The sequence below is a fragment of the Sanguibacter massiliensis genome (genome assembly GCF_900240335.1).
GTDB lineage: Bacteria > Actinomycetota > Actinomycetes > Actinomycetales > Cellulomonadaceae > Flavimobilis > Flavimobilis massiliensis.
The window spans coordinates 557,219-577,860 of record NZ_LT964979.1 but is presented as its reverse complement, the minus strand read 5'-3'; the positions used below and the strand labels follow the sequence as shown (position 1 = coordinate 577,860).

Genomic DNA, 20,642 nt, shown 5'->3' with positions numbered 1-20,642 from the left:
GGACCCAACACCCTGCTCGCGCGCGGCGCACCGGCCCGCCTCCGCGCTCGACGGGCACACAGATGGCACGGTAGGGGTGAGAGAACGTCGGAGGGACCTCATGGCAGAGCTCGAGCTCATCGGACTTGCCGACGACGGCGAGCACCTCGTGCTCGCCGCGTCGGACGGCACACGCTTCACGCTGCGGATCGACGAGCCGCTGCGCGCGGCCGTACGCCGCAACCGCCCGCACCTCGAGCAGCTGCGGGCCGCCGACGCAGGCACGATGCCGCCGCGTGAGATCCAGGCACAGGTACGGGCAGGTCTCACCGCCGAGGAGGTCGCGGAACTCGGAGGCGTGAGCGTCGCGCAGGTCCGCCGTTACGAGGGCCCGGTGCTCGCCGAGCGCGAGTTCGTGGCGACGCAGGCCCGCGGCACGCGTGTCGGCCGGGACGGGGACTCCCCGGTCCTCGGCGACCTCGTCACCGATCGCCTCGCGGCACGCCACGTCGACACGACCGAGCTCGTGTGGGACGCGTGGCGGCCCGTCGGCGAGCCCTGGCACGTCACGGTGTCCTACGAGGTCGGCACGGAGTCGCGTCGCGCCACGTGGACGTTCGACCAGCATTCTCGGACGCTCACCGCGGTCGACGACGAGGGCCGGTGGTTCTCGGAGACCCGCATCGTCGACGAGCCCGTGCGCCGCCACCTCGAGCCGGTACGTTCACGTGTCTTCGACGCGGTCCCTTACGACCAGGAGTCCGACCCGCGCGGTCCTCTCGTGCCCGGCCCGGCCGCGCCCGAGCCGCCGCACGACCCGACGGCGGCGCTCCTCGACGACCTCTCGGCACGACGCGGTGTCCGCCAGGAGATCGACCTCGACGTCGAGGAGGAGCTCGACGAGCCCTCGGACGAAGACGCCGCAGGCCCCGAGGTCCCGACGACGCCCGACGAGCCGTTAGACGACCAGGCGTCGAGCGGCGGGGCGCGTCTCTACTCGCTCGCGGACCGCGGGCGCCCGACGCCCTCGACCGGTGGATCCGCCCCGACCGCCGGCTCGGCCACCGGCACGGACGCGGGCGACGACCCACCGGGCCTCGCGGTCGTCACCCCGTCGTCGCACGACGGCACGGCGGAGGACGACGGGACGCTCGATATCCCGGTCGACGACGCGACCCCGCCGCCGCTCGAACGGTCGCGCACCCGCGGTGGCAAGGGCCGGCCCAAGGTGCCGAGCTGGGACGAGATCGTCTTCGGGGCGCGCACGGACGAGTAGCCGCGCGCGTCCGCACCGCGGTCTACGTCGTGAGCGCGACGAACGGGACGTCGGTCTCGGCGTGCGTGAGCGACCCGTGGACGCCTCTCAGCCCGATCGATGCCGCGCTCTGCGTGCGCGGGTCGACGACCGTCGCCTGCCCAGACGTGAGGACGAGCACGTCGCCGACCGTCGGTGCGACGTGCGCGGCGAGCGGGCCGAGAAGCCCCGCTCCGACCGCGTCGTCGCGCGTGAGGACGACCGCGTCGTCTCCGAGGGCGTCCTGCCAGCGTTCTGCGACCGCGCCGGGCTCGGCGCCGTCACGGACGTGGACGTGCGACATCCGGGGCTCGCCCGCGATCATCGTCACGTCCTCGATGAGGTGCGGCGCGGACGTGACGTCGTGCCGGTGCGCGAGGTCGACGTCGACCATCCCGTGGTCGGCCGTGACGAGGACGAGGGTCCCGCGCGGCACGACCCGCAGGAGACGTCCGATCGCGCGATCGACGTCCGTGACAGCGTCGCCCCACGCGTCCGACGTCCAGCCCGCATGGTGCCCGACCTTGTCGACCTCGCCGAAGTAGAGGTAGACGAGTCCGGGTGCGCGCAGCGCGCGCGCTGCCGCGTCCGCGCGCGCCCCGAGGTCGTCGACGCCGACGTGCCGCGCGCCACGCAGCACGGCACGGGTGAGCCCCGAGCCGTCGAACCGCCTCAGGCCGACGGAGGTGACGGGAAGTCCGCCCGCGGATGCTTGCTCGAGCACCGTCGGCTCGCGCTGGACGTCCGACGGGTCGCCGAGCCCCGTCCACGACACGAGGTTGCCGAGCCGCCCGTCCGCGCTGCGTGCGGTATAGCCGACCATGCCGGTGAGCCCCGGGGCGCACCCGGTCCCGAGAAGCCCGAGCGACGACGCCGTCGTCGACGGGAACGCCGAGCAGAGGGCGCGCGCACCGTCGAGGAAGGGGCGGAGGGTTGGTGCATGACCGCGCCGCTCGCGCAGCTGAGCGAGGCCGAGCCCGTCGACGAGGACGACGACGACCCGCTCGGCGCGTGGCAGCCGCAGAAGAGCGCGGGCCGCGGCGCCGGTCCGCTGTGCGCCGTCGAGCGACGTCCGCGCGGCGACGACTGCGCCCGCGGCGTCCGCGGCAGCGAGCAGGACTGCTCCGAGGGACAGCTCGTGGTCGGGCGGGCGCAGCCCCGCCCGGGCGAGCCGCGTCTGCACCCCGGACGTCGCGGGCACGGTCAGCCGTGCTGACCGGTCGCGGCCGCGAGGGCCCGCGCGAACGCGAGGGCCTCGCGGACCGCGGCGACGCCCTCGGCCTGCGCGCTCACGCGCAGCACGACGTCGTCGGGAGACATCGTGCCCGTGAGGCCGTGGTCGGCGTCGCAACCTGGATCGCCGCATCCTGCCGGCTCGAGCTCGACACGGTTGACCGCGCCCCAGCCGACCGCGATCGTCACCTCGGACGGCGGCTCGCCCGGCACGTGATCGGCGGGCGACACGACGACGTGCGTCGTGACGACGGACCGCACCGCGGACAGCGGCAGGACCTCGCTCGTCGCGATCGCGCTCGCCACCGCGTGCTCGGCGTCGGCGGGCTGATCGTCGACGTGGACGGACACGAGACGCGTCGGGGTGAGGACGAGCACCGTGACGTGACGGTGGACCTCGTTCGTCGCGAACGTCGTCTCGACGTGGACGAGGGACTCCCGGATGCTCTCCCCGACGACGGCGCCCTCGACGATGTCGAGCACGAGCTCCGGGTAGTACCCGGCTCGCTGGAGCCGGTCGCGGAGCGCCTCACGGTTGTCGGTCGTCGAAGAAGTCACCCGACCATCATCCCAGACTCGGCCCGCGGCCAGTCGCCGGTATCCGAGCGGCGTGGACACGTCGCACACCGCGGGCCGTTGTGGTCAGCGGGGCGGCGCGGGCATCGCGCGACGGGACTCATCGGGCCGGAGCGTGCGCCCGAGCGTCGCCCGCGCGTGCAGCACGCGCGCACCCTCGTGCGCGACGACGATGGGATAGAGCTCGAGGGACCGCAGCACCGGGAGGTCGTCGGCGAGCCGCGAGGCACGCGCGAGGACGCCCTCGACAGCAGCCGTGTCCATCGGCGCGAGCCCCTGGTAGCCGAAGAGCTTCGGAGCCGCCTTGACGGACCGCACCATCTCGTCGACGTCGACGTCCGTGAGCGGCGGGATGCCGTACGAAACGTCGCCGAGTAGATCGATCGCGTCCCCCGCGAGCCCGAACGCGACGACGGGCCCGAACAGCGGGTCCTCGACCGTCCGGACGACGCACGCGACACCTGCGGGCACCATCGACTGCACCTCGAGCCGCACCTCGGTGCCCAGTCGCTCCTGCCCCTCCGCGCGCATCGCGGCGAACGCCTCGCGGAGGTCGTCCACGTCCTGGAGCCCGAGCCGCACACCGCCGAGGTCCTGCCGGTGGCGCAGCGCCGCGTCCATGTTCCTGAGCGCGACCGGCCAGCCGAGCCGCTCGGCCGCAACGACGGCCGACTCGGCGTCGTAGACCTCGATCGAAGGTTCGACGTCGATGCCGTAGCACGCGAGAAGCTCGGCGACCTGCTCGGGCGCGAGCGTCACCTCTTCGTCAGCCAGCGTCCAGCTTTCCGCAAGTTCGAGGGCCCGCGCCTGGTCCGCGTCAGGTCGCAGGTACTCGCCGTGGTCACGCTCACGCCACGCGGCGTAGCGCGCGACCGACGCGAGCGCGAGCACCGCGTCCTCGGGCGTCGCGTACGCCGGCACCTGGACGCGTCTGCCGTCGTCGGTCGTGCTCGCGAGCTCGTCGACGAGCCCGTGGCGGCCGAGGACCGACGCGACCGTCGTCCGGCCCGTCCGCGCCGCGGCGCGCGCGATGGCACGTGTGAACGCGCCGTCGCCGAGCCCGAGGACGGGGATGTCGACTGCGACGAGCGCGTCGATCTCACCGCCGGCGACCTCGTCGACGACGGCGGCGGCCGTCGCGTCGTCGGCGGACTCCCCGACGATCCCGACGTGCTCCGTGACGAGGAGACCAGCCGAGCTCGCTGCCTCGGCGACGAGCGACGCGAGCGCCGCCGACGACGTGACGATGCCGATGCGCCGCCCCGCCGGGAGCGGCTGCGTGTCGAGCAGCTGCGCGACGTCCGCCATCTGGTGAGTGTTCTCGACCCGGATGACGCCCGACTGCCGGAGCATCTCCTCGAGCGTCCGCCGTGGCGCGTGCGACGCCCGGACCGCATGCCCAGGCGGCACGACCTGGCCGGAACGCCCCGCCGTGACGACGACGACCGGTTTCACCGTCGACAGGCGCCGCGCGATGCGTGAGAACTTGCGCGGGTTGCCGATCGACTCGAGGTAGAGGCACACGACGTCCGTCGCCGCGTCCTCGTGCCAGAACTGCATGAGGTCGTTGCCCGAGACGTCCGCCCGGTTGCCCGCCGAGAGGAACGTCGAAAGGCCCAGCCCCCGTCGCGCGAACGTGGCGAGGAGCGTCACCGCCGTCGGTGACGACTGGCAGAACAAGCCGATGCGTCCCGGTGCGGGTGCGCCCGCGGCGATCGTCGCGGCGACCGGCGCGTCGCCCGTGAGCCGGGCGAGCCCGTACGAACCCGGACCGACGACGCGCATGCCCGCGGTGCGGGCCGTGTGGAGGAGGTCGCGCTGAAGGGCCAGACCGTCGCTGCCGGTCTCGGCGAAGCCCTCGCCGAGGACGACGACACCCCGCGGTCCGAGGTGCGCGAGGTCCCGCACGGCCTCGACGGTCGCGTCCGCGTCGAGCGCGACGACCGCGAGGTCGACCGTCCGGCCCGTCGAGCGCAGCTCGTCGAGCGTCGCGTGGTAGGTCACCTCGTCCCGGTTCCACAGACGGCTCGTGCCGCCGAGCCCGACGACGTCGATCTGCAGCCCGGGAACGCCGTCCCCATCGGCGCTCTCCTGACCGTCGGCGCCGCCCGCCTCGTCACGGGCGCCCGGCGGCACGAGGCGTCGCGTCACGACGAGCGACTCGACGGCGCGCTCCGCGAGGAGCGCGACGGGTGACCCAGCAGGCGCGTCCGGGTCCGTGACGACGACGACCGACGCCACCTCGAGCAGGCCCTGCACCGAGCGGGCCTCCGCCCGGCGCTCACGTTCCGCCATGACGGTCCGTGAACGTTCCGTCGGGTCGAGGTCGAACGACACTGTGACGATGCCGTCCTCGACGCGCTGCGAGACGTCGTACCCCGCCTCCCGGAAGACCGCGAGCATGCGCGTGTTCTGCGGGAGCACCTCCGCCGAGAAGCGCCGGACACCACGCTCCCTCGCGGCGGCCGCGACGTGCTCGAGCAGGACCGAGCCGAGGCCACGGCCCTGGACGGAGTCGGCGATGTTGAACGCCACCTCGGCCTCGTCGGGAGTGATGCGGTCGTAGCGCGCGACCCCGAGGATCCGCTCCTCGGGCTCGGGCGTCCCGTCCGCGAGGGCGAGGGGCGCGGCCGCGGTCGTCGTCGGCGACGCGACCGCGATGATCGCGACCCGGTCGACGTGGTCCACGTGCGTGAACCGCTCGAGGTCACGCTCAGGGAGCCGCTTGAGCGGCGCGAAGAACCGCATGTAGATCGAGCGCTCCGACTGCGCGACGTGGAACGCCTGGAGCGCGTCGGCATCCTCCGGGGTGATCGGCCGCAGGTGCGTCGTCGACCCGTCGCGCAGGATGACGTCCGCCTCCCACTCCACGGGGTAGCGGGCGGCGCCGTCCGGCGTCGTCAGTGTCACAGCCTCAGGCTAGCCTGACGCGGCGCGTCCGAGCCGGTGAGGGCCGGCGCGGCGCGCCGTTCGCCCCGCACCCTGCCGGGCGGCGACAATGACGGCTGATCGTCGAGCGTGAGGAGCGCACCCACCCATGGCCCGCAGGACCTCGAAGACCGTCGACCCCGGCGAGGACTACGTCGAGAAGATCGTCGACATCGACGTCGGCGAGGAGATGCGCGGGTCGTTCCTCGAGTACGCGTACTCGGTCATCTACGCACGGGCGCTACCGGACGCGCGCGACGGGCTCAAGCCCGTCCAGCGCCGCATCCTCTACCAGATGGCCGACATGGGCTTGCGCCCGGACCGCCCCTACGTGAAGTCCGCGCGTGTCACCGGCGAGGTCATGGGCAAGCTCCACCCGCACGGCGACGTCGCGATCTACGACGCACTCGTGCGTCTCGCGCAGGACTTCTCGTTGCGGCTGCCGCTCGTCGACGGCCATGGCAACTTCGGTTCGCTCGACGACGGCCCCGCAGCGCCCCGGTACACGGAGGCTCGCCTCGCATCGGCCGCCATGGCGATGACGGCGGACCTCGGCGAGGACGTCGTCAACTTCGTCCCCAACTACGACAACAAGCTCACGCAGCCCGAGGTCCTCCCCGCCGCGATCCCCAATCTCCTCGTCAACGGCACGACGGGCATCGCCGTCGGCATGGCGACGAACATGGCGCCGCACAACCTCATCGAGGTCGTCGCGGCCGCCCGCCACCTGCTCGACAACCCGGATGCCGAGCTCGAGGAGCTCATGCGTTTCGTGCCCGGCCCGGACCTCCCTGGCGGCGGCAAGATCGTCGGCCTCGAGGGGGTCCGGGACGCCTACCGCACGGGCCGCGGCTCGTTCCGGACGCGTGCGACCGCACGCATCGAGAACGTCACAGCCAAGCGCAAGGGCATCGTCATCACGGAGCTCCCCTACCAGGTGGGCCCCGAGAAGGTCATCGAGAAGATCGCCGACGGCGTCAAGAACAAGAAGATCTCCGGGATCTCCGCGGCGACCGACCTCACCGACCGCGAGCACGGCCTGCGGATCGTCATCGAGGTGAAGACCGGCTTCAACCCCGAGGCCGTGCTCGAGCAGCTTTACCGGCTCACGCCGCTCGAGGACTCGTTCGGCATGAACAACGTCGCGCTCGTTGACGGTCAGCCGCGCACGCTCGGGCTCAAGGAACTCCTCCAGGTGTGGGTCGACCATCGGCTCGACGTCGTGCGGCGACGCTGCACATACCGCCTCGATCGACGACGCGAGCGCCTCCACCTTGTCGACGGTCTCCTCGTCGCGATCCTCGACATCGACGAGGTCATCGAGGTCATCCGCACGTCTGACGACGCTGATTCTGCGCGCAGCCGCCTCATGCAGGTCTTCGACCTCTCGACGCTCCAGGCGGACTACATCCTCGAGCTGCGCCTGCGCCGGCTCACGAAGTTCTCGCGCATCGAGCTCGAGGACGAACAGGCGAAGCTGCGCGCGGAGATCGCCGAGCTCGAGGCGATCCTCGCGTCCGAGCCGCGGCTGCGTGCGCTCGTCTCCGAGGAGATGGCCGAGGTCGCGCGCGTGCACGGCACGCCACGCCGGACGATCCTCCTCGAGTCGTCGGGCGGCGAGACGCCGGCCGCGCGCAAGGCGTCCGCGACGCCCCTCGAGGTCGCCGACTCCCCCTGCTGGGTGCTGCTCTCCGCGACGGGGCTGCTCGCCCGCACGACCGACGGCGACGAGCCCGTCCGCAGCGAGGAGCGCTCGGCGCACGACGCGCTCGCCGCGCAGGTCGCTGCGACGGCCCGCGGTCAGGTGGGCGCAGTGACGAACCGCGGCCGGATCGTGCGCGTCGACGTCCTCGAGCTGCCGGCGCTGCCGCCCACGGGCGGCGCACCCTCGCTCGGCGGCGGCGCTCCCGTCGGCGAGATCGTCGCGCTCGAGCCAGGCGAGCGTGTGCTCACGCTCGTGTCGCTCGACTCGTTCGCGCCGACCGTCGTCCTCGGGACTCGTCAGGGCGTCGTCAAGCGCGTCGCGCAGGACGACGTTCCGGGCAAGGACGCGTGGGACGTCATCACGCTCAAGGACGGCGACGAGGTCGTCGGCGCGGGCGCGTGCACGGACGACGACGAGCTCGTCCTCATCTCGACCGACGCGTCGCTGCTGCACTTCTCGGCGTCGCAGGTGCGTCCGCAGGGCCGCGCCGCCGGAGGCATGGCGGGCCTGCGGCTCGCCGACGGCGAGCAGGTGCGCTTCTTCGGCGTCGTCCCCGCGGGCCTCGGGCCGCAGTCGGTCGTCGTCACGGTGTCGGGCTCGTCGACGGCGCTGCCGGGCACCGAGGCAGGAGCCGCGAAGGTCACGCCGTACACCGCCTATCCGTCGAAGGGTCGGGCGACCGGGGGCGTGCGCGCGCACCGCTTCCTCAAGGGCGAGGACACGCTCCTGCACGCGTGGGTGGGTCCGTCGCCCGCGCACGGTGTCGCGTCGGGCGGTCAGGCCGTCCCGCTGCCCGAGGTCGCCGAGCGCCGCGACGGCTCGGGCGTCGCGCTCAAGGTTCCCCTCCACGCGATCGGCTGATCCCACTCTCGCGAGAATCCGCGCTGATGGTCACTGCGAGCAACCATCTGCGCGGATTACCGGGGCCGGAGACCGAGGTACGGGCAGCGCGGACGGCACGCGACACTCCTCCCTAGACTGCCGTCATGCTCACAGCCCGCGCCGCATCGTTCAAGAACGCACTCGCCACGAGGGTCGTCGTCGCCGACGGCGCGATGGGCACGATGCTTCAGGAAGCGGATCTCACGCTCGACGATTTCGAGAACCTCGAGGGCTGCAACGAGATCCTCAACGTCACGCGGCCCGACGTCGTCGAGTCCGTGCACGACCGCTACTTCGAGGTCGGCGTCGACTGCGTCGAGACGAACACGTTCGGCGCCAACTGGTCGAACCTCTCCGACTACGGCATCGACGACCGCATCACCGAGCTCGCCGAGGCCGGCGCCGTCATCGCGCGCCGCAGCGCGGACAAGCACACGGCTGCCGACGGCCGCGAGCGGTGGGTGCTCGGCTCGATGGGCCCCGGCACCAAGCTGCCGAGCCTCGGTCACACGACGTACGCGCACCTCAAGGACACGTTTTCGCTCCAGGCCGAGGGGCTCGTGCGCGGCGGCGCGGACGCGATCCTCGTCGAGACGAGCCAGGACCTCCTCCAGACGAAGTCCGCCGTCAACGGCGCGAAGGCCGCGATGGAGCGCCTCGGCCAGCACGTGCCGATCATCGCGCAGGTCACCGTCGAGACGACGGGCACGATGCTCATGGGCTCCGAGATCGGCGCGGCGCTCACGACGCTGCGCGTCCTCGGTGTCGACGCGATCGGCCTCAACTGCGCGACGGGCCCCGCCGAGATGAGCGAGCACCTGCGCCACCTCTCCAAGCACTCCCCCATGCCCGTGACGTGCATGCCCAACGCGGGTCTGCCGGAGATCGGCGCGCACGGTGCGGTCTACCCGCTCACGCCCGCGGAGCTCGCCGCAGCCCACAAGCAGTTCGTGGGCGAGTTCGGCCTCGCGCTCGTCGGTGGCTGCTGCGGGACGACGCCCGAGCACCTGCGCGCTGTCGTCGAGGCCGTCGGCGGTGCGCCGCTCACGCCGCGCACGCCCGTCGTCGAGCAGGGCGTCGCGAGCCTCTACACGCACGTCGACTTCGACCAGGACGCGAGCTTCCTCGCGATCGGCGAGCGCACGAACGCCAACGGGTCCAAGGCGTTCCGCGAGGCGATGCTCGCGGGCGAGTGGGACGAGTGCGTGCGCATCGCGCGCGACCAGACCCGCGACGGCGCGCACCTGCTCGACGTCTGCATCGACTACGTCGGACGTGACGGTGTCGCCGACGCGCGCGAGGTCGTCTCGCGCCTTGCGAGCGCGTCGACGCTGCCGCTCGTCCTCGATTCGACGGAGCCGGAGGTCCTCCAGGCGGGCCTCGAGCTCGTCGGCGGGCGGGCCGTCGTCAACTCCGTGAACTTTGAGGACGGCGACGGGCCGACGTCCCGCTACCAGCGGATCATGCCGCTCGTGCGCGAGCACGGCGCCGCCGTCGTCGCCCTCACCATCGACGAGGAGGGACAGGCGCGCACCGCGGACCACAAGGTGGCAATCGCCTCCCGTCTCATCGACGACCTCACCGGACGCTGGGGCATGGCCGTCGAGGACATCATCGTCGACGCTCTCACCTTCCCGATCGCGACGGGTCAGGAGGAGACGCGACGGGACGCGATCGAGACGATCGAGGCGATCCGCGAGCTCAAGAAGCGCTACCCGGGCGTCCACACGACGCTCGGCGTCTCCAACGTCTCCTTCGGTCTCAACCCGGCCGCGCGCACCGTCCTCAACTCGGTGTTCCTTCACGAGGCCGTCAAGGCGGGCCTCGACTCGGCGATCGTCCACGCCGCAAAGATCCTGCCGCTCGCGAAGATCCCCGACGAGCAGCGCGAGGCCGCGCTCGACCTCGTGTGGGACCGCCGCCGCTACGACGACGAGGGCAACCTCACGCATGACCCGCTCGCGCACCTGCTCGACCTCTTCGCGGGCGTCGACTCCGCCTCGCTCAAGGACCAGCGGGCTGCCGAGCTCGCCGCGCTGCCGCTCGGTGAGCGCCTCGCGCGGCGCATCGTCGACGGCGAGGCCAAGGGCATGACCGACGACCTCGACGAGGCGCTCGGCGCCGGGATCAAGGCCCTCGACATCGTCAACGACCACCTGCTCGAGGGCATGAAGGTCGTCGGCGAGCTCTTCGGCCGCGGCGAGATGCAGCTGCCGTTCGTCCTGCAGTCCGCCGAGACGATGAAGCAAGCCGTCGCGTACCTCGAGCCACACATGGAGAAGGTCGAGGGCACGGGCTCCAAGGGCACGATCGTCCTCGCGACCGTGCGGGGCGACGTCCACGACATCGGCAAGAACCTCGTCGACATCATCCTCACGAACAACGGCTACACGGTCGTCAACATCGGCATCAAGCAGACGATCGGCGCGATGATCGAGGCCGCCGAGGAGCACGGCGCGGACGTCATCGGCATGTCGGGGCTGCTCGTGAAGTCGACGCTCGTCATGAAGGAGAACCTCCTCGAGCTCAACTCACGCGGGCTTGCGAGCAAGTACCCGGTGATCCTCGGCGGTGCGGCGCTCACGCGTGTCTTCGTCGAGGACGACCTCGCTGACCTCTACGAGGGTGAGGTCCGCTACGCGAAGGACGCGTTCGAGGGCCTGCGGCTCATGGAGCCGCTCGTGCGCATCGCGCGCGGCGAGGCACGCGACGCCGTCGGGCTGCCCCCGCTCAAGAAGCGCCGGCACACGGTCGTCACGCCGACGTTCACCGAACCGGAGGACCTGCCCGCACGTTCCGACGTCGCCGCCGACAACCCGGTGCCGACGCCGCCATTCTGGGGCACGCGCATCGTCAAGGGCATCCGCCTGGCCGACTACGCGGGGTTCCTCGACGAGCGCGCGACGTTCATGGGTCAGTGGGGCCTCAAGCCGACGCGCGGCGACGGTCCCGGCTATGACGAGCTCGTCGAGGCCGAGGGGCGGCCGCGGCTGCGTGGCTGGCTCGACCGGATCGTCGCCGAGGAGCTCTTCGAGCCGACCGTTGTCTACGGCTACTTCCCCGTCGTCGCCGAGGGCAACGACGTCGTCGTGCTCCACCACGAGGGGCCCGACGGCGGCTCGGGCGGCGAGCCCGGCACCGAGCGGCTGCGCTTCACGTTCCCGCGGCAGCGGCGCGACCGTCACCTGTGCCTCGCGGACTTCGTGCGGTCGCGCGAGTCCGGTGAGATCGACGTGCTCGGGGTGCAGCTCGTGACGATCGGGGCGCGCGTCAACGACGCCACGGCGGAGCTCTTCGCGGCGAACAAGTACCGCGAGTACATGGAGCTCCACGGCCTGTCCGTGCAGATGACGGAGGCGCTCGCGGAGTTCTGGCACTCGCGTGTGCGCGAGGAGCTGGGCTTCGCGGCGGAGGATCCGACGGATGTCGCCGGCATGTTCGACCTCGAGTACCGCGGTGCACGCTACTCGCTCGGCTACCCCGCGTGCCCTGACATGGAGGACCGTCGCAAGGTCGTCGAGCTGCTGCGCCCCGAGCGCGTCGGCGTCGAGCTCTCCGACGAGCTCCAGCTCCACCCCGAGCAGTCGACCGACGCGTTCGTCTTCCACCACCCGGAGGCGAAGTACTTCTCGGTGTGACCGCTCATGCGTGGGCCTGTGGACAGACCGCCCCACGGCGTGGCATCACGTGGGGCGCTCGTGCGATGCTTGCCCGCATGACTGGACCCGGTACCACAGCGGGCACGCCGGCCTACCGCACGTCGCGTCGTCCGCACTGGCAGGACGTTTCCGCCGCTGCACGTGACGCCGTGGAACGTCGACTCAACGCCCGGGTCGCCGCGGGGTCGAGCGCGATCGCCGGCTTCACCCCGGGCCTCGCAAGCGTTCTGACGCTCGACGACGGGCGGACTGTCTTTCTCAAGGGAGCAGGTCCCGCCCAGGAGGCGTGGCTGGCGCAGACCTATCGTCGCGAGGCGGCGACTGTCGCGGCCTTGCCGTCGCACCCCGCGACGGTCCCCCTGCTGTGGACGCTCGACGCCGATGGCTGGTTCCTCGCGGCCTACGAAGCGGTCGCGGCAAGCCATCCGCCGCGGCCCTGGACGCAGAAGGATGCCGCACGCGTGCTCGACACCCTCGTAGGGCTCGGCGCGTCGCTCACACCTCCGCCACCGGGCATCGATGCGCCCTCGTGGGTGGGCGAGCTTGGTGTCTTCGTCGACCAGCTAGGTCTTCTGGAGTCGCGCCTCGGCGCGACTCGCACCGCCGAGATCCGCGCACTGGCGCGTCGGGTCCTGCTGGAGGCTCCCGCGACGACGTTGAGCCATGACGACGTCCGCGACGACAACCTTCTGCTCGGGGCAGACGGCAGCGTGAGGCTCGTCGACTGGAGCGCGGGGCTGCTCGCGCCGCACTGGTTCATGGCGGTCGTCGCGATGATCGCACCCGCCGCCGACGGCGTGGACGTCCGAGCGCTCCTCGCTGCGCATCCTGCGACGCGCGACGTTCCCGCGGCACATGTCGACGGCGTCATCGCGCTGCACCTCGGCTACTTCCTCGGCGTTGCCGACCTCGACGAGGTCGAGTCCTCACCGTGGCTGCGCACGCACCAGCGCTGGTACCGGGACGCGACGCTGCGCTGGTTCGAGAGAGACTGACGCCAGCACGTCAGCGCCGCACGGGGATCACGCGGACGGGCGCCGCACCCGGTAGGGCCCGCACATGAAGGCACGGTTGCGGGCAACGTCGACGAGCTCGAGGTCGAGCCAGCCCGAGAAGACCGAGTGGTCGTCCGCTACCGCGGTCATCTCGCCGTGTACGTCGCGCACGTCGGCGTGCGTAAGCCGGACATCGGCGCCCGCGGGGACCGGCAGGTCGCGGTGGGTGAGCACCCAGGCCGGCCGGGGACACAGGATCTCACGATCCCCTCACTCGCACCCGCGTCCGCTTGGTGGAACGGGCGCCGGCCGCGTTGGCCCTCGAGGCTCGTCGTCGTTACGGTGTGCTCACCAAGCCCCCGGGGAGCGCATGAGCGCTGAGAGTGCAGGCCGGACCCCCGTCCCACCTGCAGACCCGTGGAACCTGATCTGGTCAGTACCAGCGTAGGGAGCAGGGCGGAGCATTCCCGTCCTCGTGCCCGCGCGCTCTCGGGCGCACGGATGCGGGGGCACGTCGTGGGCATTTCCGTGTCCGCGGCGGCGTGGCGCTGCCGCGCGAGTGGGTGCATCGTGCTTGCCCACCCCCGGGGGCGTCGATGCACAGGAGCACGCATGTCCCTCTCCCCGTCCACGACGTCCGCACGCGGCGACGCCCAGGCTCGAGACCCGCTCGCCCTGGGGGTCGGCGCACGTATCACGGTCTCCGTGATGTCCGACGACTATGTCGCGATCCTGCTCACTGCCCTCGCGGACACCGCCGCGGCATCCGCCCCCGGTCTGGTCGTCGAGTCCGACGACGTCTCGACGTACGTCGGTGGCGCCGAGGCGGGCGTCCTCGCCTACATCGTCGACCTCATCGCGCGGGTCTCGGCGAGCGGTGCGCACGTCGTCGCGCACGTTCAGCTCTCCCGCGGCTGCCCGGGCGAGCTGACGTGCGGGCTCGACGCCCCCACCCTCGCGATCCCGGACCTCACCCCGCTCGCACCCACAGGGGTCGAGGCCACCGCCCAGTGGGCGCTGTACCCGCTCGCCGACGGCCCCGGCGCCGACCACATGTCCCACATCATGGCGGTCATCGAGCGGGCCAAGGCCGCGGGGGTCGCGCGTGCGTCGCGGCACTTCGTCACCGAGCTCGCAGGCGACCTCGCCGACGTCCTCGGCACGGTCGCCGACGGCTGGCTCGCCGCCGGCCGCTCCGTCGCGCACGTCGTCACGCACGTGACGATCTCGACGAACCACCCGGACGCCGATGCTCCCGCGACGGAGGTGGCCCGATGAGCACGCCCCGCACCGACCTGCCCGGCGCGACGGCCGACGACGCCGCGGCCACGCTCCCGACCCTCGTGCCCCGCGACCGCCGCGGGCTCACGCTCCACGAGACCGTGCTGCTCGCGGTCCTTGCGGTCGTCTTCGGGTTCCTCTACTGGGCGTTCGTCCAGGCGTGGTACGGACTGCAGATCGCGATGGGTCCGCTCGGCGACCTTGCCCAAAATGTGCTCGCCGGCTCATGGATCATGGTCGCGCCTCTCGCCGTATACATCGTGCGCAAGCCGGGTGTCGGCGTGGTCGTCGAGATTCTCGCGGCTCTCGTCGAGGTCGCGTTCCTCGGCTCCCCCGTCGGGCCAATGCTCCTGCTCGTCGGGTTCATCCAGGGTGCGACCGCCGAGCTTCCCTTCGCCCTCACGCGCTACCGCCGTTTCGGCTGGCCGACGTTCCTCGCGTCAGGTGTCTCCGCCGGGGTTCTGACCTTCGCGTACAACGCGTTCCGGCAGGGATGGCTCGGTCAGGAGTACCTCGGCCTCCGCTTCGCGTTCACGCTCGCGTCGTGCATCCTGCTGTCCGCGGTGGCCGCCAAGCTCCTCGGCGACGGGCTCCTCCGCACGGGTGTGCTCGACAACCAGGCGATTGGGCGCGCCGCACGATGAACGCCGCCGTGGTTCTCCAGGGCGCGAGCGTCCACTACCCGACCGCGTCGTCACCGTCGCTGCACGACGTCACGCTGCGCATCGCCGCCGGTCGATCGTGTCTTGTCCTGGGCCCGTCCGGTTCCGGGAAGTCAACACTCCTGCGGATCATCACGGGGATCGTGCCGCAGACGGTCGATGCGGCCGTCACGGGTGACGTTCGCGTGCTCGGCTCCGATCCGCGCGAGGTCACGACCTTTGACCTTGCGCGACATGTCGCGTACCTCCAGCAGAACCCTCTCGACCAGCTGTGCCTCGCCACGGTCCTTGACGACGTGGCGTTCACCCTGGAGAACCACGGCGTCCCGTCCGAGCACATCGCGGCGCGCGTTCGAGCGGCTCTCGCTCGGGTCGGGGCCGCTCACCTCGCCGACCGTCCCACTGCCACGCTCTCGGGCGGTGAGGCGCAGCGGGTCGCGCTTGCCAGCGTTCTCGTCGCCGAGCCGGCGCTTCTGCTGCTCGACGAGCCGACGGCGATGCTCGACCCGGCCGGCGCGCAGCAGGTGGGCGCGGCGGTCGCGACCGTCATGAACGACGGTGGCCCGACGGTCCTCCTCGTCGAGCATCGTCTTGACGAGCTCCCCTCTTTGCCGGTCGACACGCTCGTCATCGACGCGTCGGGCTCCGTGCTCGCGCACGGGCCCACCGCCGACGTCCTCTCGACGCATGCGCAGGCGATCGAGGCCCTGGGGTGCTGGCTGCCCCTCGACATGCGGCTCGCCTTGATGCCTGACGCACTCACCGAGCCGTATCTTCCTGGTGCCCGCCGCGTCCCCTCCGCACGCTGCACGTCGACGCCGCTCCTGCGTGCACGGGGCGTCACCGTGCGAGCTGAGGCAACGTCCACACCCGCGATCGGCGCACCTGCCGGAGCTGCCGTCGTCCGGCAGCGTCCCACGCTCGTCGACGGCGTCGACCTCGATCTCCGCGCCGGAACGCTCACTGCGATCCTCGGCGTCAACGGCGCAGGCAAGTCGACGCTTCTCAAAGCACTGGCTGGACTGTGCCCCGCCGAGGGCGCGCTCACGTGGCCGGCCCACACACCGGGCCCGCCCTCGCCCCGGCGCCGCATCCGGCGCCGCGACGACGCGCGCCACCAGCCGCGTGTCGGCATGGTGTTCCAGCATCCTGAGCACCAGTTCCTACGTCGCACCGTGCGAGAGGAGGTTGCGCACGCTCACCGCGCGGCCACGCGAGCCGCCGACGGGCCGTCAGTCGAGTCGATCCTCGACCGCTTCGATCTCCGACACGTCGCCGATGCCGACCCGTTCCGGCTCTCGGGCGGGCAGCAACGGCGGCTCACGCTTGCTTCCGCGTGCATGAGTCCCGACCCCGTGCTGCTCGTGGACGAGCCGACTTTCGCGCAGGACCGACGGAGTGCTGCACGCGTCGCGCGAGAGCTGCGCGCCATGGCAGACGCGGGCAGAGCCATCGTGGTCGTCACACACGATCTGTCGCTCGCGGCCGAGCTCGCTGACGAGGTTCTCGTCATGGCTGACGGTCGCATCGTCGCCCGAGGTGCACCTTCAGAGGTCCTCACCGCAGCGACGACGGAAAGTTCCGGCTTGCGCCTCCCCGAGCTCCTGCGCCGCCGTCTCGCCACGGGACTCACTGTCGAGGGTTGGGCCCTCGGAGCGACACGCTCGACCAGCGTCGCGCCGGCTCTGCAAGCCACAGGAGCACACCCATGAGCACGACCGCAGGAGCGACCACGCGCATCGACCCTCGCGCGACCGCACTCGGACGGCGCAACCCGGCCGTCAAGTTCGCACTGCTGCTCGCGCTGTCGTGCGCGCTTCTGCTCGTCACCGACCCCGTCACACCGGCGGTGCTCTATGCGGTGGCGCTCGGCGCGATCGTCGTGAGCAGGTCGCTCGACATCCGCACGCTGGTGCGCGCACAGGTGCCGTTCCTCGTGTTCGGCACGAGCATCGTCCTGGTCAACGTCCTCACGAGGCCGGGCGGTGCGCAGATTGCAATCGGACCTTTCGACGTGAGCAGGGCCGGGCTTGCGCTCGGATTGTCGTTCGCCGCGCGCGCGATGCTCATCGGGGTGCTGTCGATCGTCTTCGTCCGGTCGACCGACCCTGCACGGCTCATGGTGAGCCTCCATCAGCAGGCACGGCTGCCGGGAACCATCACGTACGCGGTGCTCGCGGCGACCCGGCTGCTCGACCAGCTGCCCGACATGATGGAGTCGATCCGGCAGGCGCACGCTGTCCGCCAGCCTGATCGGGCGTACCGCACCGCGCCAGGACACCTGCCGACGCTCCGTATGTCGAGCTCTCCCCGCGCGATGGGCGCTGCGGCATTCACTGTCCTTGTCATCAGCCTGCGCCGCGGGGAACGCCTCGCGATGGCGTTACAGACCCGGGCACTCGGCTCTGGGCCACGCACCTTTCTCAACCCTGTGACTGTCTGTCGGGCTGATGCGCTTCTCGCGGCTGGCGTCGTCGTCGTCGCGTGTGCCGTCGTGGCGTGGAGCAGCGCCTCCGGCTTCCTCACCGGGCCTGCGGCGCTCGTCGGCCGTTGAGCGGAGGGCCGCGCCGCGCGCGCACCTGCTCCGCGCGGTCCAGGGTGCCGCGCCCCGAGAAGTCCAGCCGGAACACCGGGGGAGAGTTCTCGGGGTGTGCCACCGTGTCGCGCACAGTTGAGGACCTTAATGCGCCCGATGCAGCCTCTAGCCATGTTCTACCCGGTGAGGGAGGTTCTGCACCATGAGCGTCCGCAGCATCTCCTGCGTCTCGGGGTCCACGGAGAAGACGTACGTCCCCTCCATGCCGCGCGTGAGCAGCACCTTGTAAACGTTGCGCACGAGCCGATCGAACTCTTCGTCGGGCACGCGCACGCGGGAGCGGAAGTCAGGGTCGCGGTTCTGCTCGCGCCGCGCCACGAAGCGGCCGTCGCGCCACACGAGGTCAGGGCCGAGGACGACGCCGTTCCACGCGTACTCGAAGCCCTGCGCGGTGTACACGCAGCCAACCTGCTCGAAGCCGCCGTCGGCCGTCGCCCACAGCGCCGACGGCGGTGCGTCGCCGACCGCTCGGTCGCCCTTGACGTTCCACGGCCGCGCCCACTCACCGATCTCGACGTCGGGCACGAGCCCGACCCCGTCGACGGGGTCGCTCCACGGCCAGCAGTGCCCGGCCGTCATCCGCGCGCCCTTGCCCGCTGCGAGCTTCGCTCGCAGCCGCGACTCCATCTCCCGGGGCGAGTCAACGACCTCGACACTGAACGTCGGCTCGTCGACCCACGGCACGGGCCCACCGGGGGCGAGCCCGAGCAGCCGTCGAACCCACTCGATGTACGTCTCGGAACCACCGGCACGGAACTCCGCGTCGAGGTCGACCTGTGCGACGTCGAACCCGCGCCGCGCCGCAGCCGCTCGGATGTCGGCGACCGCGCCCTGCTCCCCCGGCCGCACCACCTGGTGCTCGTCGAGCAGGAAGACGGGCACGCGCGCGGCGTCGAGCAGCTCGTCGATCTGCAGGCGTGCATCGTGCCGGATCGTCTTGGGCGTGTAGCGGTTGACCGACGTCTCGCGGATGCGGTGCGCCTCGTCGCAGACGAGCACATCGAGCCCGTTGCGCTCGGCGGCCATGAAGCTGTTGAAGTACTTGAAAAGTGCCTGCACACGCGGCGCACGATGCCCCGCAACCTTGCGGAGCGTCTGCGTGAACGACCGTGAACCGGTCGCGTGCACGACGGAACGCCCCTGCCGCGCGAGCTCACCGAGCAGAGCGAGCGCGATGATGGACTTGCCCGAGCCGGGCCCGCCCGTAATGACCACCGCGGACTTCGTGTCCCCGCGCCGTGACCGCTCGACGGCCCGCAGCACGAGGTCGAACGCGACACGCTGCTCATCGAGCAGGACGAACTGCTCACGTTCACGCACCTCGTCCGCCGCAAGCGCGAGGAGCTGCTTCGACGGTGCGACCGGCGACCGCGCGAGCAGATCTGCTGCGCCGATCCCCGGTTCGGGCGAGAACGTCGCGCGAAGATGCTCGACGAGGTCGCCGCGGCCGTCGCCGGTGAACAACGGGAACTCACGCGCGGCCGCGTGGTCGAGGAGCGAATCGACCGACCGGGCGGTCGCGTTGTGCAGATAGGCGAACCCGCCGATCGTCGCGCCGTCGGGGTTGGCCGGCCCGAGGACCGCGAGGAAGTCCCGCAGGTAATCGACGTAGCCGCCGACCTGGACGGACGGGTGCAGCGACTGACGGTAGGCCGTGCCAGGCACGCTGACGAGGTTGGCCGCGTCGGGCAGTGCCGACGCCTCACCCCACTGCTTGAGCTCGACGACGACGTACCGCGGCGCGTGCGTCACTCTGTCGACACCCGCGAGGACGACGTCGGCGCGCTTGGACGTCAGCGGGAGCCGCTGCTCGACGAGCATCTCGATCGCGCCGAGCCCTGCGTCGGACAGGTCGCGCGCGAGGCGCGGCAGCGAGTTGCGCCACGAACGCCGCTCCCCGGCGCCACCGGCACCAATCCCCTGCGACCTCAGGTACTCGGCCAGGACACGCTCCAGCTCGGACGTGCCCGACGACGCGAGTTCGACGATCTGGGACGCCGTCAGGCGGACGGACGACACGGACATGAACACACCCCGGGCAGCACGAAGTCTCGTGCGGTGGGGGCATGTCCCGGGGGAAGTCCGTCGATACCGCTAGTACGTGGGTCACGCTAGCAACTGCGTAGCCGGCGACGTGGGACGACACGGCTCGCTTGAATCGATGACGAAGAAGGCGGGCCACGTCGATTCATCCCGCCAATCGTGGAAGCGACTGTCGGCCTACTGGTCGTTGTACCACTCGTGCCCCGCCCTGCTTGGCACATAGTCAGGGTCGAGCTCGACTGCCTGGGAGTCAGAGACGAAGCGCGCCTCGTAGGCGTTCTCGCAGTAGTTGTCGTTGTACGCGTCCTTGTCGTACGACGTTGCATCTACGCAGTGCCACCTACGGGCCTCACGCTCGCGCTCCTTCCTCCTCTCCTTCTCCTCGGCTGCGAGAGCATCGGCCGCTGCGAACGCCACCTTGTCCGACTCCTTGTCCCAGGTACCGTCTGCCTTGAGCCCGTTGCATCGCTGCCAGCCCTTGACCTTCGTCGTCGTCTCGATCCCGTAGCTACCGTCGATCTCGGCACCGACGAGCTCTTGGATGTCGCGGACAGGCCTCCTGGTGTTGTTGCGGCCCGGTGTCTTGGCCTTCTTCACCTTGTCGCAGGCGGGGGTGGCCGTTTCGTCGGCCCACGACGGATCGCGGGTGTACCCGCGTGGGACGGGGTCCGGCGTGGATCCTGCGCATGCTGGAAGAGTCCAGACGCTGACGATGACCAAGGCCACGATGCCGAGCCACGCTCGGCCCCGACCCCGACGGAGATTCATGGCCCACCTCCTTGCTGGGGTGCACGGAATGACCGCGGCAC

Annotated in this window: 14 protein-coding genes and 1 riboswitch; of the genes, 8 read left to right on the top strand and 6 right to left on the bottom strand. The window is 71.4% G+C overall.

What is annotated here, in order from left to right; genetic code table 11:
- The first annotated feature begins 100 nt into the window (after positions 1-100).
- Complete coding sequence (sepH, locus tag C1729_RS02745) at positions 101-1,255, top strand: septation protein SepH (protein ID WP_102508469.1); 1,155 nt, start codon at positions 101-103, stop codon at positions 1,253-1,255.
- A 22-nt stretch (positions 1,256-1,277) separates the two neighbouring features.
- On the opposite strand, the gene C1729_RS02740 is transcribed toward sepH, so the two are convergent.
- The 3 genes from C1729_RS02740 to C1729_RS02730 form a co-directional block, all read right to left on the bottom strand.
- A complete protein-coding gene (locus tag C1729_RS02740; protein WP_242493686.1) occupies positions 1,278-2,474 on the bottom strand; it encodes an alkaline phosphatase family protein in 1,197 nt (398 codons plus the stop codon).
- Positions 2,475-2,476: 2 nt separating this feature from the next.
- The gene (locus tag C1729_RS02735) at positions 2,477-3,064 is read right to left on the bottom strand and encodes a DUF5998 family protein (protein WP_102508467.1); all 588 of its coding nucleotides are present in this window, start codon (positions 3,062-3,064) and stop codon (positions 2,477-2,479) included.
- Between the two features lie 84 nt (positions 3,065-3,148).
- On the bottom strand, positions 3,149-5,986 hold the full coding sequence (locus C1729_RS02730; protein ID WP_102510470.1) for a GNAT family N-acetyltransferase: 2,838 nt from the start codon (positions 5,984-5,986) through the stop codon (positions 3,149-3,151).
- A gap of 133 nt (positions 5,987-6,119) precedes the next feature.
- On the opposite strand from C1729_RS02730, the gene C1729_RS02725 reads away from it, so the two are divergent.
- The 3 genes from C1729_RS02725 to C1729_RS02715 all read left to right on the top strand — a co-directional run bounded on the left by C1729_RS02725 (position 6,120) and on the right by C1729_RS02715 (position 13,251).
- The gene (locus tag C1729_RS02725; RefSeq protein ID WP_102508465.1) at positions 6,120-8,576 is read left to right on the top strand and encodes a DNA gyrase/topoisomerase IV subunit A; all 2,457 of its coding nucleotides are present in this window, start codon (positions 6,120-6,122) and stop codon (positions 8,574-8,576) included.
- Between the two features lie 125 nt (positions 8,577-8,701).
- Positions 8,702-12,235 carry a methionine synthase gene (gene metH / locus C1729_RS02720; protein ID WP_102508463.1) on the top strand — a complete coding sequence of 1,178 codons (3,534 nt, stop codon included), beginning with the start codon at positions 8,702-8,704 and terminating at the stop codon, positions 12,233-12,235.
- A gap of 77 nt (positions 12,236-12,312) precedes the next feature.
- Positions 12,313-13,251 carry a phosphotransferase gene (locus C1729_RS02715; RefSeq protein ID WP_165375403.1) on the top strand — a complete coding sequence of 313 codons (939 nt, stop codon included), beginning with the start codon at positions 12,313-12,315 and terminating at the stop codon, positions 13,249-13,251.
- A gap of 27 nt (positions 13,252-13,278) precedes the next feature.
- Here C1729_RS02715 and C1729_RS14490 read toward each other — a convergent pair whose 3' ends face one another.
- Complete coding sequence (locus tag C1729_RS14490) at positions 13,279-13,422, bottom strand: hypothetical protein (RefSeq protein ID WP_165375402.1); 144 nt, start codon at positions 13,420-13,422, stop codon at positions 13,279-13,281.
- Between the two features lie 179 nt (positions 13,423-13,601).
- Positions 13,602-13,721, top strand: a riboswitch (TPP riboswitch).
- 142 nt (positions 13,722-13,863) lie between these two features.
- Between C1729_RS14490 and C1729_RS02705 the strand changes: the two genes are divergently transcribed.
- Genes C1729_RS02705 through C1729_RS02690 form a run of 4 tightly spaced genes read left to right on the top strand, consistent with a single transcriptional unit; the run spans position 13,864 to position 17,748 of the window.
- Positions 13,864-14,529, top strand: a complete 666-nt coding sequence (locus C1729_RS02705) for a YkoF family thiamine/hydroxymethylpyrimidine-binding protein (RefSeq protein WP_102508458.1) — start codon at positions 13,864-13,866, stop codon at positions 14,527-14,529.
- Complete coding sequence (locus C1729_RS02700; protein ID WP_102508457.1) at positions 14,526-15,176, top strand: ECF transporter S component; 651 nt, start codon at positions 14,526-14,528, stop codon at positions 15,174-15,176. Before C1729_RS02705 ends, C1729_RS02700 begins: the two co-directional genes overlap by 4 nt.
- Positions 15,173-16,906: an ABC transporter ATP-binding protein gene (locus tag C1729_RS02695; RefSeq protein ID WP_102508455.1), complete on the top strand. Its 1,734-nt coding sequence runs from the start codon at positions 15,173-15,175 to the stop codon at positions 16,904-16,906. Before C1729_RS02700 ends, C1729_RS02695 begins: the two co-directional genes overlap by 4 nt.
- The gene (locus tag C1729_RS02690) at positions 16,903-17,748 is read left to right on the top strand and encodes an energy-coupling factor transporter transmembrane component T family protein (RefSeq protein ID WP_102508453.1); all 846 of its coding nucleotides are present in this window, start codon (positions 16,903-16,905) and stop codon (positions 17,746-17,748) included. The genes C1729_RS02695 and C1729_RS02690 overlap by 4 nt, the downstream gene beginning before the upstream one ends.
- Positions 17,749-17,895: 147 nt before the next feature.
- Here C1729_RS02690 and C1729_RS02685 read toward each other — a convergent pair whose 3' ends face one another.
- Positions 17,896-19,815 (bottom strand): DUF2075 domain-containing protein, encoded by a 1,920-nt coding sequence (locus tag C1729_RS02685; protein ID WP_102510469.1) that lies wholly within the window; start codon positions 19,813-19,815, stop codon positions 17,896-17,898.
- A gap of 195 nt (positions 19,816-20,010) precedes the next feature.
- Positions 20,011-20,601 carry a peptidoglycan-binding domain-containing protein gene (locus C1729_RS02680; RefSeq protein WP_102508452.1) on the bottom strand — a complete coding sequence of 197 codons (591 nt, stop codon included), beginning with the start codon at positions 20,599-20,601 and terminating at the stop codon, positions 20,011-20,013.
- Between the last annotated feature and the right edge of the window lie 41 nt (positions 20,602-20,642).

What these genes read in the sequence shown, in the direction of transcription:
- sepH (WP_102508469.1), top strand. Translation starts at nt 101, where the DNA reads ATGGCAGAGCTCGAGCTCATCGGACTTGCCGACGACGGCGAGCACCTC.
- C1729_RS02725 (WP_102508465.1), top strand. Translation starts at nt 6,120, where the DNA reads ATGGCCCGCAGGACCTCGAAGACCGTCGACCCCGGCGAGGACTACGTC.
- metH (WP_102508463.1), top strand. Translation starts at nt 8,702, where the DNA reads ATGCTCACAGCCCGCGCCGCATCGTTCAAGAACGCACTCGCCACGAGG.
- C1729_RS02715 (WP_165375403.1), top strand. Translation starts at nt 12,313, where the DNA reads ATGACTGGACCCGGTACCACAGCGGGCACGCCGGCCTACCGCACGTCG.
- C1729_RS02705 (WP_102508458.1), top strand. Translation starts at nt 13,864, where the DNA reads ATGTCCCTCTCCCCGTCCACGACGTCCGCACGCGGCGACGCCCAGGCT.
- C1729_RS02700 (WP_102508457.1), top strand. Translation starts at nt 14,526, where the DNA reads ATGAGCACGCCCCGCACCGACCTGCCCGGCGCGACGGCCGACGACGCC.
- C1729_RS02695 (WP_102508455.1), top strand. Translation starts at nt 15,173, where the DNA reads ATGAACGCCGCCGTGGTTCTCCAGGGCGCGAGCGTCCACTACCCGACC.
- C1729_RS02690 (WP_102508453.1), top strand. Translation starts at nt 16,903, where the DNA reads ATGAGCACGACCGCAGGAGCGACCACGCGCATCGACCCTCGCGCGACC.
- C1729_RS02685 (WP_102510469.1), bottom strand. Translation starts at nt 19,815, where the DNA reads ATGTCCGTGTCGTCCGTCCGCCTGACGGCGTCCCAGATCGTCGAACTC.
- C1729_RS02680 (WP_102508452.1), bottom strand. Translation starts at nt 20,601, where the DNA reads ATGAATCTCCGTCGGGGTCGGGGCCGAGCGTGGCTCGGCATCGTGGCC.